The following is an 18,975-nucleotide window of genomic DNA, read 5'->3' on the forward strand; positions in this document are numbered from 1 at the left end:
GGTTTGCATGGTCTGCGGATGAAACGCGGCATCTAGATACTGACGCACGCTGCTGGTACGCGCGAGGTGCACAAACGGCCATTCGGCCAAGCTCTTCAGCGTGATGCTTTTGCGCTGGGCCAGAGGGTGGTCGGTGCGGCACACCAGGTAAAACTGGTCGCTGCAAAACGCCTCGGCTTGCAATTCAGGTGTGTCGGCCCGGATGGCTGCAAGCGCAAAGTCGGCCCTGCCACTGGCCACACGGTCAATGCAATCTTCGGACAACACATCGGCAATATCCAGCGCGATGCCAGGAAAAGCCGCGCGGTATTGCGCCAGCACGCCAGGCAGCCAACCCGCCGCCAGCGACGGCAACAAGGCCAGCGCCACACGCCCGCGCTGCAGGGTGGCGGCGTCGCGCACGGCGGCAAGCGCGGTGTCGATCTCGCTGCGGATGCGCCTAGCCGATTCAAGAAAGTTCTCGCCCTCGCCCGTCAGCGCCACGTGACGGGTGCTGCGGTCGAACAGGCGCAGGCCTAAATCTTCTTCCAGTGTGCGGATGAGCGCGCTGAACGCCGGTTGCGACAAGTGACACAAGCTGGCCGCGCGGGTGAAGTTGCGCTGCTGGGCTAGCGCCAGAAAGGCATCGAGTTGGCGCGAAGAAATATGCATGCGTGGCGAATTCCATTCATCTGCAATTCAAATCAGTTGATCTGAACAATCAATTTCACAGCATAACCCGCACACCCTACATTGCGCAGCAGGAGACCACATGGCAGAAAACAACACACCCAAGCAATCGCTGCTAATCGGCTGCGCCGCAGGCTTTTCAGGCGACCGCACCGATGCCGCCGCGCCCGTGGTGCAGGCGCTCATCGCCAGCGGCCAGCCCGCCGTGCTGATCTTTGAGACTCTGGCCGAACGCACCCTCGCCCTGGCGCAAATCGCACGCCGCGCCAACCCCGAGGCGGGCTACGAGCCTTTGCTGGTCGACCTGCTCACGCCCGTGCTGGCCGACTGCCTGCAGCACCACATCCGCATCGTCAGCAACTTTGGCGCAGCCAACCCCATGGCCGCTGCACGCCGCATCCAGGCACTGGCCGAAAGCCTGGGCACACGTGCGCCGCGCATCGCGGTGGTGTATGGCGATGACCTGGGTACCCCCGCCCACCGCGCCGTGCTCACCGAGGCACTGGGCGAGCGCATGCCCGATCAAAGCACCACACCCATCGTCAGCGCCAACGCCTACACCGGCGCCCAAGCCATCGCCGATGCATTGCGCGCGGGCGCCGACATCGTGGTGGCCGGCCGCGTGGCCGACCCCGCCCTGGCCCTTGGCCCCGCGCTGGCCCACTATGGCTGGGCCATGGACGACTGGGATCGCCTGGCGCGCGCCACCATGGCCGGGCATTTGCTCGAATGCGGCGCCCAGGTGTGCGGTGGCTACTTTGCCGACCCCGGCTTCAAAGACGTGCCCGGTATGGCACACCTGGGCTACCCGATTGCCGAGATCGACGCAGACGGCCACTGCGCCATCACCAAGCCCGTAGGCACCGGCGGCCGCATCGACGAACGCACGGTGAAAGAACAACTGCTGTATGAATTGCACGACCCCGCAAGTTACCTGACACCCGACGTGGTGGCCGACATCACCCACGCCACCGTGCGTGAGGTGGGCCTCGACCGAGTGCGCCTGGAAGGTGTGCGCGGCCACCCGCGCCCGGCCACGTTAAAGGTGAACGTGTGCAGCGAAACCGGCTGGTTTGCCGAAGGTGAAATTTCCTACGCCGGTGCCCGCGCCGAAGCCCGCGCACGGCTGGCCGGGCAAGTGCTGCGTGAACGCATGGACGGCCTGGCCGCACTACGCGTGGACTTGATTGGCGTGACCAGCGTGTTTGGCGACGACGCCAGCCAATGGTTTGAAACTTCAACCGCTGAAGCCCATGAAGCTCGTGATGTACGCCTGCGCGTCGCCCTGCAACACCGCGACCGCGCCGTGGCCGAGCGCCTGGTGCGCGAAGTCACCGCCATGTATTGCTGCGGCCCGGCCGGTGGTGGTGGCATTCGCACCGCAGTGCGTCCGCGCCTGGGCACGGTGTCGTGCCTGGTGCCACGCGAAGCGGTGACCACCGGCTTCACGCTGCTCGAGTAAAGGGAACGCCGAACCATGAACACCATCACCGTACCCCTCGACCGCTTGGCCCACAGCCGCACCGGCGACAAAGGCAACCGCTCCAACATCAGCGTGATCGCCTGGCACCCTGCCCTGTGGCCGGTGCTCACCGAACAAGTGACAGCAGACGCCGTGGCGCGGCAGTTTGCCTCGCGCCAGCCAAGCCACGTGGCGCGCTACCTGTTGCCGCAGTTGCACGCCATGAACTTCGTGCTCGACGACGTGCTAGACGGCGGTGTCAACGACGCGCTCAACCTCGACAGCCATGGCAAAGCCTTGTCGTTCTTGCTGCTGGACTTGCGCATCGAGGTCCCCATTACGCTGCGCGAACACCTCGTCGGCCCCTCTCAGTAAACACTCATTTCAAAAAACCATAGGAGACAACATGACCCATTCAAATCAACGCCGCACTCAACACATTGCTCGCCGTCGCGCCCTCATCGCAGCCGCCATCTTCAGTTTGGGCTTCACCTCCGTAGCCCAAGCCCAAGGCAGCGACTTTCCCGCCAAGACCATCACCTTCTCGGTGCCGTTTGCCGCCGGTAGCGCCACCGACCAACTCGCCCGCGCGCTGGCCTTGTCCATCACGGCAGAGACCAAGCAAGCCGTGGTTATCGACAACAAAGCTGGTGCCAGCGGCATGCTCTCGGCGCAGACCGTGGCGCGCGCCGCGCCTGACGGCTACACCGTGCTCATCACCACCAACACCACGCACGCGGCCAACGAGCATCTCTATAAGAAGCTGCCCTACGACCCAGTGAAAGACTTTGCGCCGATCACCGGCCTGGGCAAAGGCGGCCAGGTGCTGGTGGTCAACGCCAGCGCGCCTTACCAAAACGTGGGCGAGTTGATCGCCGCCGCCAAGAAGGCGCCGGGCAAGCTGTCGTTTGGCAGCGGCAGTTCGTCCAGCCGTGTGGCCGGCGAAATGCTCAAGCAGTTGGCGGGAGTCGACATCTTGCACGTGCCCTACAAGAGCAACCCGCTGGCCATCACCGACCTGTTGGGCGGCCAGATCAACTTGATGATCACCGACACCTCCACCGGCGTGCCGCAAGTCAAGGCCGGCAAATTGCGCGCGCTGGGTTACTCCACGCAAAAACGCAGCGCGCAGTTGCCCGACGTGCCCACCATTGAAGAAGCTGGGGTGAAGGGTTATGACATGGGCTACTGGTTTGCTGCCTACGCACCGGCCGGCACGCCGCCCGCCGTGGTCGCCCGGCTGAACCAGTTGCTGACGCGCGCCACCCAAAGCGTGGGCGCCAAAGCCTTCTTTGACATGGCTGGGTCTGAAGCCTGGACCACGACTCCAGAAGAACTGGCGAAGTTCCAGGCGGCTGAAACGCAGAAGTGGGGCAAGGTGATCAAGGCGGCGGGCATCGACGCCGAGTAACCACCCCATTGCAGAACCGCAAACGGCGACGCCCCTTGGCTTGGGGCGGCGCCGTTTTTCTTTTGGGCATGTTTAGGAAAAATGGAGCCCTAGCGCTTGATGGGCATGCGGCAGCAGCTACCGTTTCAATAGCAAACTCGTCCCGATCTGGATGTAGCGCCCGTCCCTGTTTCGGCTGGACGAAACCGTTGTGCTCAAAAAGCAACGTTTTGCAGTTCCATACGCGCCATTCAGTGCCCCTGTTTCACCTGTGATTTATTGCGGGTGATAATTATTGTTATTTACATTGCTACCGTTATCGGGACACACAACGATGAGAAGCCAATCCCCCTCTTCCCGTTCAACTCTGCCACCACTGACCATCGCGCTCGTCGCGGTTTATGCGGTTTTGGCCAGTGCACCAGCCTTTGCACAGACGACCACCGGCACCCTCAAGCAAGTCACCGTGACCGGCGACGCCGAGCGCGAAACGGCCACCAGCCCGGTGTATGGCATGGTGGCCAAGCGCACCTCTACCGGCATGAAGACCGACACCGATCTGCTGGAAACGCCGCAGTCGGTCTCCGTCGTAACGCGCCAGCAAGTTGAGATGCAGGGCGCCACAGGCCTGGACGAAGCCGTGCGCTACACCTCCGGTGTCGTCGGTGGAGCCTACGGCGGCGACCCGCGCAGCGACTGGCTGTTGGTGCGCGGCTTCAAGCCAGCGCAATACCTCGACGGCATGCCCCTGCCCGATGGTGTGTGGACCGGCGTGACCCGCCTGGAGCCCTACGCCATGGAACGCATCGAGATCCTGAAAGGCCCGGCCTCTGTAACCTATGGCGCACTGCCTCCCAGCGGCTTCATCAACGCCGTGAGCAAGCGTCCCCAAGCTGAAGCCCAACGCGAAATCGGCTTTGAATACGGCACCGACAACAAGAAACAGCTCACCTTCGACCTGACCGGCCCGCTCACCGCCGACGGCCAATGGCTCTACCGCATGGTGGGCCTGGTGCGCGATGGCGATGCCGCCATCGACCAAGCCACCGACAAGCGCTACACCTTGGCCCCCTCGCTGACCTGGAAGCCCAGCGCCGACACCACATTCACGCTGATGGGCCTGTTTCAGAAAAGCAAGGTGACTGGCGTGGCTGGCTTCCTGCCCGCCGAAGGCACCCGCCTGCCCAACCCGTACGGCCAGATCTCGCGTAGCTTCAACCCGGGTGAGCCCGGCTACGACAAGTACGACAAAGACGCCGAGACGGTCAGCTATCTGTTAGCCCACCGCCTGAACGAAAACACCACCTTCCGCCAAAACTTGCGCGTGGCGAATGCGGAAGTCGATCACCCATCCGTGGGTGGACTTGGCTTCGTGGCCGGCTCGCAGCGCGAACTCAGCCGCTACGTCTACACACCGCACGAGCGCTCCAAGCTGTTCACGGTGGACAACCAGGTGGAAACCAAGTTCGACACCGGCGCCTTCAACCACACGTTGCTGGCCGGACTGGATTACAAGCGCTCACGTAACGACTACTCGTCTGGCTTTGGCTTCGGCGTGGGCACGATCGACGTGTTCAACCCTGTGTACGGCGGCCCAGTAGTCACACCCGCCGACAGCACCCACACCAACCAAACGCAAAAGCAGTTGGGCGTGTACCTGCAAGACCAGATCCGCTGGAACCAATGGGTGGCCACGCTTTCAGCTCGACACGACAACGTGGACAGCGACAACGACAACGTGCTGGCCGGCATCTCTGCCTCGCAAAAAGACAACAAGTGGTCCGGCCGCGTGGGCTTGAACTACGTCATGGCCAACGGTTTGGCGCCCTATGTTTCGTACGCCAACTCCTTCCAGCCCAACATGAACCGCGACTTCGCTGGCAACGCCTTCAAGCCGGTCACTGGCAAGCAGTGGGAAGCCGGCGTAAAGTACCGCCCCGTGGATGGCAATGCGCTCTACACGGTGGCCGTGTTCGACCTGAAGCAGGAAAACGCTGAAACCGTCGATCCCAACCACGCGTTCTTCACGGTACAGCAAGGCGAAGTGCACTCCAAGGGTGTGGAACTGGAAGGCAAGTTCAACGCCGCGCGCGGCCTGGACATGATCGCCAGCTACACCTACACCAACGCCAAGATCACCAAGAGCAACGATGCCACGGCACTAAACAAACAAGTGCCGCTGCAGCCGCGCAACCAGGCGTCGTTGTGGGCGGACTACCGATTCCCGGCAGACGTGCTGCCTGGCGTCGGCATTGGTGCTGGCGTGCGCCGCACGGGTGTGAGCTACGGCGACAGTGCCAACGCCTGGCGCAATGACGCCTACACGCTGTTTGACCTGCAAGCCCACTACGACGTGAAGAACTGGCGCTTCCTGCTGACGGTGAACAACGTCACCGACAAGAACTATGTCTCCACCTGCAGCAGCAACATCTGGTGCTACTACGGCTACGGCCGCACGGCCAGCCTTTCCGCCCGCTACCTCTGGTAAGTTCGGCAGAGACGTCCAGCCAACCGGCGCCGCGTTCAACGGGCGCCGGTTTTTTTATTCAGAACAAAAGTTTCCCCACCGATGAAAAGCAGCACCATCCGCATCTGGGCCTGGGTGCACAAATGGTCGAGCATTGTCTGCACGCTGTTCATGTTGCTGCTGTGCCTGACGGGCCTGCCCCTGGTTTTTAATCATGAACTCAGTCACTGGCTCGGCAGCACCTTGGAAGCGCCCGAGCTGGCCAATCCGCCGCCACCCGGCCAGTGGGCCAGCATCGACCACCTGGTTGAATCGGCCCACCAAACGCGCCCTAAAGACGCCATCCAATATTTGATCTGGGACGACGACCCGGCCGTGGTGCAGGTCATCATGGCCGAGCGCCCGGACTCGCACCCCGACACCAGCCACACCTTGTTCATCGACGCGCGCAACGCCAACATGCTGGGCCAGCCGGGCTTGAACGCCTTCATCTTCTGGATGCTGAAGCTGCACACCGATTTGTTCCTGGGCCTGCCCGGCAAGCTGTTCATGGGCTTCATGGGGTTGCTGTTCGCGATTGCCGTGGTCTCGGGCGTGGTGCTGTACGCGCCCTTCATGCGCAAGCTCGACTTCGGCACGGTGCGCCGCCAGTCGCTGGCCCGCACACGCTGGCTCGACCTGCACAACCTGCTGGGCATTGCCACGCTGGTGTGGGCCTTTGTGGTGGGCGTGACCGGTGTGGTCAACACCCTGGCCGATGTGGCCGTACAGTCCTGGCGCGCCGATGCCGTGGCCGCCATGGTGGCGCAATATGCCGACAAACCGGCTGCCGCCCACGGGGCCGAGGCCGCGCTCGCGTCTACCGACCTCGTCACACAAAAAGCACGTGCCGCCGAGCCGAGCATGACGCCCTACTTCATCGCCTGGCCCGGCACGGTGTTCTCCACACCGCACCACTACGCGGTGTACATGCGCGGCAACAGCCCGCTGACCGCACGGCTGTGGAAGCCCTTGCTGCTAGACGCCCACACCGGCGAATTGACCGACCGCCGCGACCCTCCCTGGTACCTCACGGGCTTGCTGCTCACGCAGCCGCTGCACTTTGGCGATTACGGCGGGCTGCCCATGAAGATTTTGTGGGCCGTGCTGGACGTGATCACCATCGTGGTGCTGGGCAGCGGCTTGTATTTGTGGCTGGGGCCACGGAGGGCGAAGAAGGTGACGAAGGCTTAGATAGCTTAGAGACTGAGGTACGGCGGCAAACTTTGAAGCTATGCCGCCGGGTACGGCGGCACGTGGTCACCCTGCTCCAGCGCGCTCGCAATCTGGCAGATGAGCTCCAAGTCGATTTGTGCGGGGTCGCGCGGCACCAGGTCGTAGTGGCACAGCGTGCCGAGAATCTCGCCCTCGGGTGTCATGATGGGCACGCCGCAATAGGCTTGTACATGTTCGCGGGCCACGTGGCCTTCCAGCCGCGCATCGAGCAGTGCGTTGGCGGTCACAAAAGCGCCCTTGGCGTCACGCGCGTAGCAGCAATACGTGGCCTTGGCCGGCACCTCGTCGACACGCAGCACATCTGGGTTCTCGCGGTCATAAAACACGGCGGCGGTGGCGCGGTCGCCGTTAAAGCGGAAGATGGCGATGAAGCGGTAGTCGGTGTCGCTCAGCAGATCGGCCAGCGCGGGGCGAAGACCATCGGATGCCAGGATCTTGGAGAACTCTGCAAAACGACCTGCCCGATCAGCGATTTGCTGTTTAGAAAATTCCATTTGTCTTCCTGTGCGCTTCAATGCTTGTTGGCTGTCGCGCATTATGCGTGCGAGATTCCTCACACCCGCATCACGTATGGCAACATGCAGGCACACCGAGAGATGTGTTGTGGCTTTGATTCAAGGAGCTCTGCATGAAAAAACGTTCGCCCGGTTCTCACACAAAGGGAGTGGCCTGGATCATGGCCGCGACGCTGTTTGGCACTTCCATAGCCGATGCCTGCACCCGTGCGGTCTACCTCGGCAAAGACAACAACGTCATCACCGCACGCTCCATGGACTGGCAGGAAGACACACAGTCCGACCTGTGGATCTTTCCGCGCGGCATGGCGCGCAGCGGTGAGGCCGGGCCCAACTCGGTGAAATGGACGTCGAAGTACGGCAGCGTCATCGCCTCGGCTTATGGCGTGGCCACGACCGATGGCGTGAACGAAGCCGGTCTGGCCGCTAACGTGTTGTGGCTGGTGGAGTCGCAATACCCACCCTTCGGCCCATCGTCCAAACCCGGCCTGACGATTGCCGCCTGGACGCAATACGTGCTCGACAACTTCAGCACCGTGCAAGAAGCCGTGACGGCCTTGGCCACCGAGCCCTTCACCATCGTCACCGACGCAGTGCCCGGCCAGAAGCGGCTGGCCACCTTGCACCTGTCGATGTCGGACGCCAGCGGCGACAGCGCCATCGTGGAGTACATCAACGGCCAACAGGTCATCCACCACAGCCGCAAACACCAGGTGATGACCAACTCGCCCATCTTCGACCAGCAGCTCGCACTCAACAGCTATTGGCAGCAGATTGGCGGCACCGTCATGCTGCCCGGCACCAACCGCGCCGCCGACCGCTTTGCGCGTGCTTCGTTCTACATCAATGCCATTCCCAAGTTTGACGATCCAGACACGGCGCTGGCCAGCGTGTTCAGCGTGATCCGCAACGCCTCGGTGCCGCTGGGCATTGCCACACCGAACGAACCCAACATTTCCTCCACCCGCTGGCGCACGGTGGTTGACCACCAACGCCGACTCTACTTCTTTGAGTCGGCACTGACGCCCAACACCTTCTGGGTCGACCTGAAGAAGATCGACTTTTCACCCGCCACCGGCCAGGTCAAGGTGCTGGCCCTGGGCGAACACCAAAAGAACGTGTTCGCAGGCGAAACCTCAGGGCAGTTCAAGGCGGCCAAGCCATTTGTATTTTTGGGGTTGCCGCCGGGCTAGCCACCTCAAAGGCCCATCGGGCACACGGGGCATTCGAATATACGTAGCATATACGTTTTATATACTCACACTGCCATGGGCCTCGTCAAAATCTCCGAACCAATGCACGACAACGTGCGTGTCGCCAGCGGCGCGCTTAGCCGCTCCATCAACGCCCAGGCCGAGCATTGGATGCGCATCGGCATGATGAGCGAGCTCAACCCCGAGCTGAAGTACGGCGAACTGTGCCGCCTGCTGATCCAGGACGAGATCCGCAACGATGCCCTGCTGGCCGAACTTCCGCAGAAAGCCCGCGCGTGAAGAGCCGCCACATCACCCTCCACACCGCCGACGAAATCGCCATGTCGCGCCGCGCCGGCCACCTGGCGGCCGATGTGCTGCGCATGATTGGCGAACACGTGCAGGCCGGCGTCTCCACCGATGCACTCGACCAGTTGTGCAACGCCTATATCGTCGACGTGTTGAAGGCCGTGCCCGCCAACGTGGGCTACAACGGCTTTCCTAAAACGGTGTGCACCTCGGTCAACCACGTGGTGTGCCACGGCATTCCGAATGACAAGATCCTGAAGCGCGGCGACATCATCAACATCGATGTGGCCGTCATCAAGGACGGCTGGTTTGGCGACTGCAGCCGCATGTATTTTGTGGGCGAGCCCAGCCCGCTGGCCAAGCGCCTGGTGGCCACCACGTACGAAGCCATGTGCGCCGGCATCCGCCAAGTGAAACCCGGCGCCACCTTGGGCGACGTGGGCTACGCCATCCAAAGCGTGGCGCACCGCGAGCGTTTCAGCGTGGTGCGCGAATACTGCGGCCACGGCATCGGCCAGATTTACCACGACACCTTGCAAGTGCTGCACTACGGCAGCCCCGGCCAGGGCGTGCGGCTGGAGCCCGGCATGATCTTCACCATCGAGCCCATGATCAACGCCGGTAAGCGCGACACCAAAGAACTGCCCGACGGCTGGACGGTGGTCACCAAAGACCATTCGCTGTCCGCCCAGTGGGAGCATATGGTGGCGGTGACGGAAACCGGCTACGAGGTGTTGACGCCCTGGCCCGAGGGCACGGGAAGTTATCCGGCGATCTAATCCCGCAATCTAACGGCTACACTTTCGCCCTCCCCGCTTACTCCTTTTTCAATAGCTGCCCTCGCCAGCGCAGCCTGCCTAGACGGCCTATTTATGTATCAATTTGACGTGGTCATCATCGGCGCCGGCGCGGCTGGGTTGTTTTGTGCGGGCGTGGCCGGGCAGCGCGGGCTGAAGGTGCTGGTGATCGACCACAGCGAAAAGGTGGCCGAGAAGATCCGCATCTCGGGCGGCGGGCGCGCCAACTTCACCAACCGCGACGCGACGCCGGCCAACTTCCTCAGCGACAACGCGCACTTCTGCCGCAGCGCGCTGAGCCGCTTCACGCCACGCGACTTCATCGCGCTGGTGCAAAAACACGGCATCGCCTTCCACGAAAAGCACAAAGGCCAACTGTTTTGCGACCACTCGGCCGACGACTTGATCCAGATGCTGCTCGCCGAGTGCGGCGCTGGTGGGGTGACACGCTGGCAGCCGTGTGCGGTGAAGGAAATTCGGTTCAAAGACATTTCGGCTTCTGACGCTTCTCCAGCAAGCGCAGGCAGCTATGAAATTGAGAGTGATCGCGGTTTGATCACCGCGCCGCAACTGGTGGTGGCAACCGGCGGTTTGTCCATCCCCAAAATCGGCGCCACTGACTTTGGCTACCGCGTGGCCCAGCAGTTTGGCTTGCCGCTGATCGAACGCCGGCCGGGCTTGGTACCGCTGACGTTTGACGGCGCAGCCTGGGCGCCCTATGCACAACTGTCCGGCCTGGCGTTGCCGGTAGAAATCAGCACCGGCAGCAAGAAGGCGCGCATGAAGTTCAATGAGGATTTGCTGTTCACCCACCGCGGCCTCTCTGGCCCGGCCGTGCTGCAAATCTCCAGCTACTGGCAGCCCGGCACGCCACTGGCGCTGAACCTGGCACCCGAAGTCAACCTGCCCGAAGCGCTGGCGCTAGCCAAGTCGCGCTCGCGCAAGTTGATCGGCAACGAACTCGCCACGCTGGTGCCGTCGCGCCTGGCCGACGCCTGGGCGCAGCAAAGTCCTGACTGGCAGCGCCCGGTGAACGAAGCCAGCGACAAGGCCCTGGCGCGCCTGGCCGAAAACTTGTCGCGCTGGGAGCTCACGCCCACCGGTACCGAAGGCTACAAAAAGGCCGAAGTCACGCTCGGCGGCGTGGACACGCGTGCGCTGTCGCAGCAAACAATGCAAGCCAATAAACAACCAGGCCTGTACTTCATTGGCGAGGTGGTGGATGTGACCGGCTGGTTGGGCGGGTACAACTTCCAGTGGGCCTGGGCCAGCGGGTTTGCGTGTGGTCAGGCGCTGGTGAAGGCGTAGGCGCAGACTTTAGCCTTCTACAACCTCGGCCCAAGCACTCAACCCCAGCCAATCGCGCAGGGCAATAGCACCGCTCGGCGTGATGGTCAACGCCCGCGACCCGGCGCTGCGTGTCAACCAGCCACGCGCGAGGCTGTGGGTGCACAGCATGGCGCCCAAACGGCCGGCCACGTGCACGCGTCGCTCGCTCCAGTCGAGGCAGGGGCGGCACAGCGGGCGTTGGCCTGCGCGCTCGGTGGCGCCAGCTGAAGCTATTTCCAGCGGGCGCAACACGGCATCTAACTTCGACGTCACCTGCGCGCCAGCAGCGTCATCCAATACCAGCGCGCCTTCGGCCTGCAGATGCGCGCTGATGGCTACCCCCAATCGGCCCGCAATGTGGTCGTAACAGGTTCGCGCTTGGCGCAATGCAACATCGCGCGGACCGGTCGCCGTGAGGCGTGGCGATGGTTGCTGCTGGGTCGACAGTTGCATCAACCCTTCCAACACTCGCGCCACCTCGAGCGATGCCAGCCGGTGGTAACGGTGCCGCCCCTGCTGCTCCACGCGCAGCAAACCCGCCTCCAGCAGCAACGCCAAATGCCGGCTAGCAGTGGCCGGGGTGATGCGGCCAGCCTCGGCCAGTTCGCGCGCGGTCAGCGCCCTGCCGTCCATCAGCGCCAGCAGCATGCCGGTGCGCGCCGGCTCACCCATCAACGCGGCCACGTGGGCCATCTGGTTCGTGTTCATGCTTTGAGTGTGCGGCAATTTCAGACGTCATGCTTCGCTCCAGAGCGAAGCATTCGGCGGGTGGCCGGTCGCACCATAGCGGCACTTTCACCAGGAGAACACCCCATGTCGATCACCCCAAAAATCACCTGCTTTATCCGCTACGAGATCGACCCGTTCCAGCGAGACGCCTTTCGTGCCTATGCAGAGAACTGGGGCCGCATCATCCCGCGCTGCGGCGGGCATTTGCTCGGCTACTTTTTGCCACACGAGGGCAGCAACTTCGAAGCCTGGGGCTTGATCGCTTTTGACAGCCTAGCCGCCTACGAGGCCTACCGCACCCGCCTGCGCGTCGACCCCGAAGGCCGTGCCAATTTTGAGCTGGCCCAACGCCAGCGCTTTATCCTGCGCGAGGAGCGCAGCTTCACCCAAATCGTACCCGGCACGTTTGAACAAGCCGCCCACCCACAACCCCAGGAGGCCACATGATTGCTGTGATTTTTGAAGTGGAACCCGCAGAAGGCAGCATGCAAAGCTACCTGGACATCGCTGCCGCGCTGCGCCCCCAGTTGGAGGCAATGGACGGATTCATCTCCGTGGAACGCTTTCAGAGCCTGAGCCAACCCGGCAAGCTGTTGTCGCTCTCCTTCTGGCGCGACGAACAGGCCGTGGCGCAGTGGCGCCAGCACGAACAACATCACCGAGCCCAGGCGGCAGGCCGCAGCCACGTGTTTGCCAATTACCGGCTACGCGTGGCCCAGGTGTTACGCGATTACGGGCTGCATGAGCGCGACCAGGCCCCTGCCGACGCCCGCGTTTTCCACGGCCCGCCAAGCTGAGCCGGCCTCAATACGGCTTGGTATAAGGCCCGGCATAGGCCGCCAGCCTTGATTTGCGTTGAAGTGAGGCTATAATCATGGGCTTTGCTGGCAATGCCCCGTCGGCCAAATACTAGTTCGAGACGGGGAAAACCGCCGCACAAGGCTTTTGGGCCCGATCTCCCGAAAACCCTCTGTGGGCACAAATTTGGAAACATTAGCTAATGACCACCATCCGTGTAAAAGAAAACGAACCCTTTGACGTTGCGCTGCGCCGCTTCAAGCGCACCATCGAAAAACTGGGCCTGCTGACCGATCTGCGCGCCCGCGAGTTCTACGAAAAGCCAACCGCTGAACGTAAGCGCAAGAAGGCTGCCGCTGTGAAGCGTCACTACAAGCGCGTGCGCTCGATGCAGTTGCCCAAGAAGCTGTACTGATCGGCCTGCAGTAGCCGGTTTTGCTGGCTACTGCACCATCAAACACTTCAGCAGGCCTTGTGCCTGCGAGGCCCGCCCAGGGACGCCAGGGCGGGCCTTTTGCCTTTCTGCGCCACATTTGACTTTGCTCCAACACCATTCAAGGAAACCGCCATGGCCCTCAAAGACCAGATCACCGAAGACATGAAAACCGCCATGCGCGCCAAAGACAGCGAGCGCCTGGGCACTATCCGCCTGCTGCTGGCCGCGATGAAGCAAAAAGAAGTCGACGAACGTGTGGTGCTGGACGACGCAGCCGTGGTGGCCATCGTCGACAAGCTGATCAAGCAGCGCAAAGATTCGCTCGCCGCCTTCACCCAGGCTGGCCGCGACGATCTGGCCGCCAAAGAAGCAAGCGAATTGAAAGTGCTCGAAAGCTACTTGCCGCAACGTCTGAGCGCCGACGAAGTCGCCGCTGAAGTGAAAACCATCGTCGCTGCCCTGGCCACAGAACTGGGCCGCGCCGCCGGCCCAGGCGACATGGGCAAGGTGATGGGCGCCGTGAAAACTGCGCTCGCCGGCAAGGCTGACATGGGCCAAGTCTCGGCCGCCGTGAAGGCAGCGCTCGCAGGCTAAACCCTGAACCTGGCGTCATTTGACGTCAACGGATCACAAAACATCGATGCGGCTACCGCCTTGAGCACGTGCTCAAAGCGCTGCCGCATTTTGTTGCCCGCTTTTTCCGAAGCGACGCAAACCGATTGACCCGCTGATGCGTTATGTGATGATGAATCTTCGCTCAGCCCATGTGGATCTCGTTGGCCGCCCCAGCACCATGACCCAAATCATCCGTTACCTGCGCCGCAGCTTGTTGGCCAGCGCGGCAGCCTTGGCTCTCATCAGTGCCCTACCTGCGGTAGCTCAAAACCAGGGCCAAGACGAAGAAGCCCCCTCCCGCGTCGCCCGGGTGAGCTTGATGGAAGGCAATGTGCAGCAGCGTTTGGTGGGCGAGCAAACCTGGCGCCGCGCCGAGCCCAACCTTCCCCTGACCAGCGGCGACGGCCTGCGCACCGTGGGCGATGCCCGCGCCGAACTGGCCAGCGGCGCCAGCACCCTGCGCCTCAACCGCAACGCCGACTTGGAAGTCAGCGCACTTGACGACAACACCACCCGCCTCACGCTCAACCAGGGCAGCCTGCAGCTTCGTGTGCACCAGCTCTACCCGGACGAGCAGTTGGAAATCAACACCGCCAACTTGGCGATGGTGATCACCCAACCCGGCAACTACCGTCTCGACGTTGACCCGAACGACGCCACCACCCGCATCAGCGCGCAGGCCGGCAGCGCCATGTTGTACGGCGAAAACGGCGCTTCATATCCGCTGCGGGCCGACGGCCTGCGCCAGATCTTTGCCGGACGCAACCTCACGCGCAACCGCGCCCCTGAGCCGCTGCGTACGGACGATTTCGACTACTGGGCCGCTGCCCGCGACCGTGGCGAAGACCAATCGATCAGCGCCCGCTTCGTCTCTCGCGACACCATCGGCTACCAGGAACTCGACCAAAACGGCGACTGGGCTACCGACGCGCAATACGGCAACGTCTGGTTTCCACGCGTCACCATCACCAACTGGGCGCCCTACCGCTACGGCCAATGGCGCTGGATTGCGCCCTGGGGCTGGACGTGGGTAGACGACGCCCCTTGGGGCTTTGCGCCTTTCCACTATGGACGCTGGACACAAATCGGCCCACGCTGGGCCTGGGTTCCAGGCCCGCGCCAACCGCGCCCGGCTTACGCACCCGCACTGGTGGGTTATCTCGGTGGCGCCACAGGTGTGCCGCCCGGCGGCTACCGGGACGGCCGACCCGCTGGGCCTCCGCCTGCCAACTGGTTTCCGCTGGCCCCGGGCGAAGCCTGGCAACCCGGCTATCGCACCAGCTCGCGTAACCTGGGCAACATCAACCGTGGCGCCATACCCATAGAACAAACACGTCGCGACGGCTACCGCTTTGAAAGCCGCCCCGGTGTGTTCAATCCACAGCCGCGCGCAGGCAATCCCGGGCCGGATCCGTTTCCGAACAATCGCCAAGATCGCTACGACCGCAACGATAGAAATGACCGTAACGACAATTTTGGCCGCCCGCCACAACGGCAGGATGACCGCAATGACCCACGCAACGATCAACGTTACGAGCAGCGCAACGACCCACGCTTCAACGGTAATCTGAACGGCAACCCGCCACCTCAGCGCATGCCGTTAGACCCCTTCCCCAACGGCAACAATCCTCGCCCCATGCCGCCACGCGAGCGACCGCCCCAAGCGCAACCGCAGCAACCCCAGCAGCAGTTTCAACCGCCGCCCCAAGCACCACAGCAACGCCCTCAGCCGGAATTTCAGCGTCCACAACCCATGCCTCCTGGCCGCCTGATTGAACAGCGCCCGATCGAACAGCGTCAGCCTGAGCGCGTGGCGCCCCCGCCAGCGCCACCACAAGCAGTTCAACCCCCACCAGCGCAACCGATGTCTCCGATGCAAGGGGTACGCGAAATGCACCAGCAGATGCAGCGCCAGCAAGCCGTTCCCCAACCACAGGGCCAGCCCGCACAGCCAAGCCCGCAACGCCAGCCGGAGTACCGCAACGGGCCAGACAGCCGATAGCAGCAGGCCGATAGCCATAAAAAAATAGCGCAAAGGCCAAACCTCTGCGCTATTTTTTTTGAAGCGCCGTCCGCTGATTCAGAAAGCACTTGAAGCCAAAACGCCTCAGCTCCCCGCCACCTTCATGCGGTTGATCAGCACCGAACCCACGCTCTTGGCACCATAGTTGTACTGGTCGGCACCCACGGCCTGAATGCCCATGAACATGTCCTTCAGGTTGCCAGCGATGGTGATCTCTTCCACCGGGAAAGCGATCTCACCGTTCTCCACCCAGAAGCCGCTCGCGCCGCGCGAGTAGTCACCAGTCACGTAGTTCACGCCATGGCCCATCAGTTCAATCACGAACAGACCGGTGCCCAGCTTCTTCAACATGGCGTCAAGATCGTCGCCCGCCTTGGTCTGGCGCGACACCAAACTCAGGTTGTGCGAGCCACCGGCATTGCCCGTGGTCTGCATGCCCAGCTTGCGGGCCGAGTAGCTGCTCAAGAAGTAGCCTTCCACGCGGCCACGGTCGACCACCTTGCGCGCTTGCACACGCACACCTTCTTCGTCGAAAGGCGAGCTACCCTTGCCGCGCAACACAAACGGGTCTTCCAGCAGGTCGATGTGTTTTGGAAAAACTTGTTTGCCCAAAGAGTCGAGCAGGAAGCTGCTCTTGCGGTACAGCGCACCGCCGCTCACGGCCTGCACAAAGCCGCCCAGCAGGCCGGCCGCCAGGGGCGACTCGAACAGCACCGGACACTGCGTGGTGGGGATCTTGCGCGCATTCAGGCGGCTCAGCGCGCGCTCGGCGGCGTAGCGGCCCACGGCTTGCGGCGACGCGAGTTCGGTAGCATCGCGCATCGAGCTGTACCAGGCGTCGCGTTGCATGCCGCTGCCTTTGCCGGCGATGGGTGCCACCGAAATCGAATGGCGCGAGCTGGCGTAACCACCGCGAAAACCGTGTGTATGGGCGCTGAAGAAGTGCGACTGCTGGGCCGACACACCCGCGCCTTCGCTGTTGGTGATGCGTTTGCTGGTGCTCAGCGCCGCCGCTTCGCATTCCAACGCCAAACGCGTGGCGCCTTCGCTGTCGATGGCCCAGGGGAAGAACAAGTCCAGGTCGCGGTGCTCATGGGCGATGAGGTCTGGGTCGGGCAGGCCCGCAATCGGGTCTTCGGCGGTAAAGCGCGCGATGTCGTAGGCGGCTTGCACGGTTTGCTCGATGGCGGCGGCCGAGAAGTCGGAGGTGCTGGCGTTGCCACGGCGCTGGCCGATGTAGACCGTCACGCCCAGCGACTTGTCGCGGTTGCGCTCTACCGTCTCGAGCGAGCCCTTGCGCACCGACACGCTGAGGCCGCAGCCTTCAGAGGCCTCAGCACCGGCATTGGTGGCGCCAATTTTCTTGGCGTGCGCCAGGGCGCTGTCGACCAAACCTTCAAAAAACGGCCGGCTGTAGGCAAAACCGCTGTCGGCGCTGGCAGGAGTGGATGCGCCCGAGGCCACTTTTGCGCTTTGAGCGCTGTTTTGGAGTGTTTTCATGTTGGCCGCAATGATACTTGCGGCGCAACCCCCGCGCCGGTCTACAGGTATGTGAACGCTGGAGTGCGCGCCCATCTTCGAACCCCGGGCCGGCTTGGGGGACAATAGCCCCATCTGCGCCCTTCCCGAATGTCCACTCTCTGGCCACAATCGCGGTGAAGCATGCGCCCCACTTCAAAGTCAAACACATGTCACGCAAACCCAAAAAAGGCTATTTCGTCCGCGGCCAATTCGTCGCCGAAGGTAGCGAACTCGACCTGCAACTCAAAGCCGAACTCAAAGGCACGGAAGGCGACAGCCGCACCGACCTGAAAAAAGAAAGCGATGCGCTGCAAGATCTGGGACAAGAGCTGCTGACCTTGCGCGCCGACCTGTTCAATCGCCTGGGCCTGGACGACAAGCTCAAGGAAGCCGTGCTCGAGGCGCGCCGCATCACCAACTTTGAAGGCAAGCGCCGCCAGATGCAGTTCATCGGCAAGCTCATGCGCAAGCAAGAAGACGAGATGCTGGACGCCATCCGCGCCGCGCTCGACGAGCAACGCAACGGCTCGGCCAAGGAAAACCTGGCCCTGCACCACGCCGAAACCTGGCGCAACGACCTGATCACCGACGACGGCCGCCTGGCCGACTGGCTGGCCGAGCACCCCGACACCGACACCCAGCAATTGCGCGCACTCATCCGCCAAGCGCGCAAGGACGCCAAGCCCGAGCAACCCGGCGCCGCGCCACGCCATGGCCGCGCCTACCGCGAAATCTTCCAACTGGTGCGCCAGCACCTGGTGGGCACCGACGGCGCGCTGAACAACGGCGAGCCGGTGCAAATCGACTCTGAAGATGACGAGGGTGAGGACGACGCCAAATGACGTCGTCGGCCTCCGCATCACCTGATGCCGTCAAGATCGGCATCGTCTCCATCAGCGACCGCGCCAGCACCGGCGTCTACGAAGACAAAGGCCTGCCCGCGCTGCAAGACTGGCTGAGCCGCGCGTTGCGCAACCCCATCACCTTAGTGCCGCGCCTCATCCCCGATGAACTGGCGCAGATCAGCGCCACGTTGGTTGAGCTGGCCGACGTGGAAGCTTGCAGCCTGATCCTCACCACCGGCGGCACCGGCCCCGCGCTGCGCGACGTCACGCCCGAGGCCACTCTCGCCATCGCCCACAAAGAGATGCCCGGCTTTGGCGAGCAGATGCGCCAGATCAGCCTGAAGTTTGTGCCGACGGCGATCCTGTCGCGCCAGGTGGCGGTGATTCGCGGCAGCAGCCTGGTGATCAATCTGCCCGGCCAGCCCAAAGCGATTGCTGAAACGCTGGAAGGCCTGCCCGCACAGGGCGCGCCCGGCATCTTCGCGGCCGTGCCCTACTGCATCGACCTGATTGGCGGCCCGTACCTGGAAACAGACGACGCGGTGTGTAAGGCCTTCCGCCCCAAATCGGCCCAACGCCCCGCTCGCGCTTAACTCAACTTC

General features: G+C 62.9%; 20 protein-coding genes (1 of these 20 only partly in view). 16 read left to right on the forward strand and 4 right to left on the reverse strand.

What is annotated here, in order from left to right; genetic code table 11:
* A protein-coding gene (locus ACPWMG_RS17920) for a LysR family transcriptional regulator (protein ID WP_483300840.1) crosses the window boundary here: on the reverse strand, positions 1 to 651 show its 5' portion. Its footprint begins 246 nt before the window's first position; only the first 651 of its 897 coding nucleotides appear in the window; the start codon lies at positions 649 to 651; the stop codon falls past the left edge of the window.
* Between the two features lie 100 nt (positions 652 to 751).
* On the opposite strand from ACPWMG_RS17920, the gene ACPWMG_RS17925 reads away from it, so the two are divergent.
* The 5 genes from ACPWMG_RS17925 (at position 752) to ACPWMG_RS17945 (ending at position 7,221) form a co-directional block, all read left to right on the forward strand.
* A complete protein-coding gene (locus tag ACPWMG_RS17925) occupies positions 752 to 2,131 on the forward strand; it encodes an acyclic terpene utilization AtuA family protein (RefSeq protein WP_483300841.1) in 1,380 nt (459 codons plus the stop codon).
* Between the two features lie 15 nt (positions 2,132 to 2,146).
* Entirely contained in the window at positions 2,147 to 2,506 is a 360-nt protein-coding gene (locus ACPWMG_RS17930; protein ID WP_483300842.1) for an AtuA-related protein, read from the forward strand.
* A gap of 31 nt (positions 2,507 to 2,537) precedes the next feature.
* On the forward strand, positions 2,538 to 3,542 hold the full coding sequence (locus ACPWMG_RS17935) for a Bug family tripartite tricarboxylate transporter substrate binding protein (RefSeq protein WP_483300843.1): 1,005 nt from the start codon (positions 2,538 to 2,540) through the stop codon (positions 3,540 to 3,542).
* A gap of 313 nt (positions 3,543 to 3,855) precedes the next feature.
* Entirely contained in the window at positions 3,856 to 6,009 is a 2,154-nt protein-coding gene (locus ACPWMG_RS17940; RefSeq protein ID WP_483300844.1) for a TonB-dependent siderophore receptor, read from the forward strand.
* Between the two features lie 81 nt (positions 6,010 to 6,090).
* Positions 6,091 to 7,221 (forward strand): PepSY-associated TM helix domain-containing protein, encoded by a 1,131-nt coding sequence (locus ACPWMG_RS17945; protein WP_483300845.1) that lies wholly within the window; start codon positions 6,091 to 6,093, stop codon positions 7,219 to 7,221.
* A 38-nt stretch (positions 7,222 to 7,259) separates the two neighbouring features.
* Here ACPWMG_RS17945 and ACPWMG_RS17950 read toward each other — a convergent pair whose 3' ends face one another.
* Positions 7,260 to 7,757, reverse strand: a complete 498-nt coding sequence (locus ACPWMG_RS17950; protein WP_483300846.1) for a GAF domain-containing protein — start codon at positions 7,755 to 7,757, stop codon at positions 7,260 to 7,262.
* 134 nt (positions 7,758 to 7,891) lie between these two features.
* Between ACPWMG_RS17950 and ACPWMG_RS17955 the strand changes: the two genes are divergently transcribed.
* The 4 genes from ACPWMG_RS17955 to ACPWMG_RS17970 all read left to right on the forward strand — a co-directional run bounded on the left by ACPWMG_RS17955 (position 7,892) and on the right by ACPWMG_RS17970 (position 11,385).
* Complete coding sequence (locus ACPWMG_RS17955; protein WP_483300847.1) at positions 7,892 to 8,971, forward strand: linear amide C-N hydrolase; 1,080 nt, start codon at positions 7,892 to 7,894, stop codon at positions 8,969 to 8,971.
* A gap of 75 nt (positions 8,972 to 9,046) precedes the next feature.
* Positions 9,047 to 9,271 (forward strand): ParD-like family protein, encoded by a 225-nt coding sequence (locus tag ACPWMG_RS17960; protein WP_483300848.1) that lies wholly within the window; start codon positions 9,047 to 9,049, stop codon positions 9,269 to 9,271.
* Positions 9,272 to 9,312: 41 nt separating this feature from the next.
* Positions 9,313 to 10,059 (forward strand): type I methionyl aminopeptidase, encoded by a 747-nt coding sequence (map, locus tag ACPWMG_RS17965; RefSeq protein ID WP_483305283.1) that lies wholly within the window; start codon positions 9,313 to 9,315, stop codon positions 10,057 to 10,059.
* 93 nt (positions 10,060 to 10,152) lie between these two features.
* Positions 10,153 to 11,385, forward strand: a complete 1,233-nt coding sequence (locus tag ACPWMG_RS17970) for a BaiN/RdsA family NAD(P)/FAD-dependent oxidoreductase (protein WP_483300849.1) — start codon at positions 10,153 to 10,155, stop codon at positions 11,383 to 11,385.
* 9 nt (positions 11,386 to 11,394) lie between these two features.
* Here the strand turns inward: ACPWMG_RS17970 and ACPWMG_RS17975 are convergent, their stop codons facing one another.
* A complete protein-coding gene (locus ACPWMG_RS17975; RefSeq protein ID WP_483300850.1) occupies positions 11,395 to 12,114 on the reverse strand; it encodes an ArsR/SmtB family transcription factor in 720 nt (239 codons plus the stop codon).
* Between the two features lie 105 nt (positions 12,115 to 12,219).
* Between ACPWMG_RS17975 and ACPWMG_RS17980 the strand changes: the two genes are divergently transcribed.
* From ACPWMG_RS17980 to ACPWMG_RS18000, 5 genes are all read left to right on the forward strand, one after another.
* Positions 12,220 to 12,582 (forward strand): NIPSNAP family protein, encoded by a 363-nt coding sequence (locus ACPWMG_RS17980; RefSeq protein ID WP_483300851.1) that lies wholly within the window; start codon positions 12,220 to 12,222, stop codon positions 12,580 to 12,582.
* Positions 12,579 to 12,932 carry an antibiotic biosynthesis monooxygenase family protein gene (locus ACPWMG_RS17985; protein ID WP_483300852.1) on the forward strand — a complete coding sequence of 118 codons (354 nt, stop codon included), beginning with the start codon at positions 12,579 to 12,581 and terminating at the stop codon, positions 12,930 to 12,932. The genes ACPWMG_RS17980 and ACPWMG_RS17985 overlap by 4 nt, the downstream gene beginning before the upstream one ends.
* Before the next feature lie 203 nt (positions 12,933 to 13,135).
* Entirely contained in the window at positions 13,136 to 13,348 is a 213-nt protein-coding gene (gene rpsU / locus ACPWMG_RS17990; RefSeq protein ID WP_007833691.1) for a 30S ribosomal protein S21, read from the forward strand.
* A 153-nt stretch (positions 13,349 to 13,501) separates the two neighbouring features.
* A complete protein-coding gene (locus ACPWMG_RS17995) occupies positions 13,502 to 13,963 on the forward strand; it encodes a GatB/YqeY domain-containing protein (protein ID WP_483300853.1) in 462 nt (153 codons plus the stop codon).
* A gap of 199 nt (positions 13,964 to 14,162) precedes the next feature.
* Complete coding sequence (locus tag ACPWMG_RS18000) at positions 14,163 to 15,986, forward strand: DUF6600 domain-containing protein (RefSeq protein WP_483300854.1); 1,824 nt, start codon at positions 14,163 to 14,165, stop codon at positions 15,984 to 15,986.
* Between the two features lie 105 nt (positions 15,987 to 16,091).
* Here the strand turns inward: ACPWMG_RS18000 and pmbA are convergent, their stop codons facing one another.
* Positions 16,092 to 17,507 (reverse strand): metalloprotease PmbA, encoded by a 1,416-nt coding sequence (gene pmbA / locus ACPWMG_RS18005; RefSeq protein ID WP_483300855.1) that lies wholly within the window; start codon positions 17,505 to 17,507, stop codon positions 16,092 to 16,094.
* Positions 17,508 to 17,695: 188 nt separating this feature from the next.
* Between pmbA and yjgA the strand changes: the two genes are divergently transcribed.
* Both yjgA and mog read left to right on the forward strand, forming a co-directional pair.
* Entirely contained in the window at positions 17,696 to 18,370 is a 675-nt protein-coding gene (gene yjgA / locus ACPWMG_RS18010) for a ribosome biogenesis factor YjgA (RefSeq protein ID WP_483300856.1), read from the forward strand.
* Entirely contained in the window at positions 18,367 to 18,966 is a 600-nt protein-coding gene (gene mog / locus ACPWMG_RS18015; RefSeq protein WP_483300857.1) for a molybdopterin adenylyltransferase, read from the forward strand. Before yjgA ends, mog begins: the two co-directional genes overlap by 4 nt.
* Positions 18,967 to 18,975 lie beyond the last annotated feature (9 nt).

The organism is Hydrophilobacter chitinilyticus (assembly GCF_049860745.1).
GTDB lineage: Bacteria > Pseudomonadota > Gammaproteobacteria > Burkholderiales > Burkholderiaceae_C > Rhodoferax_B.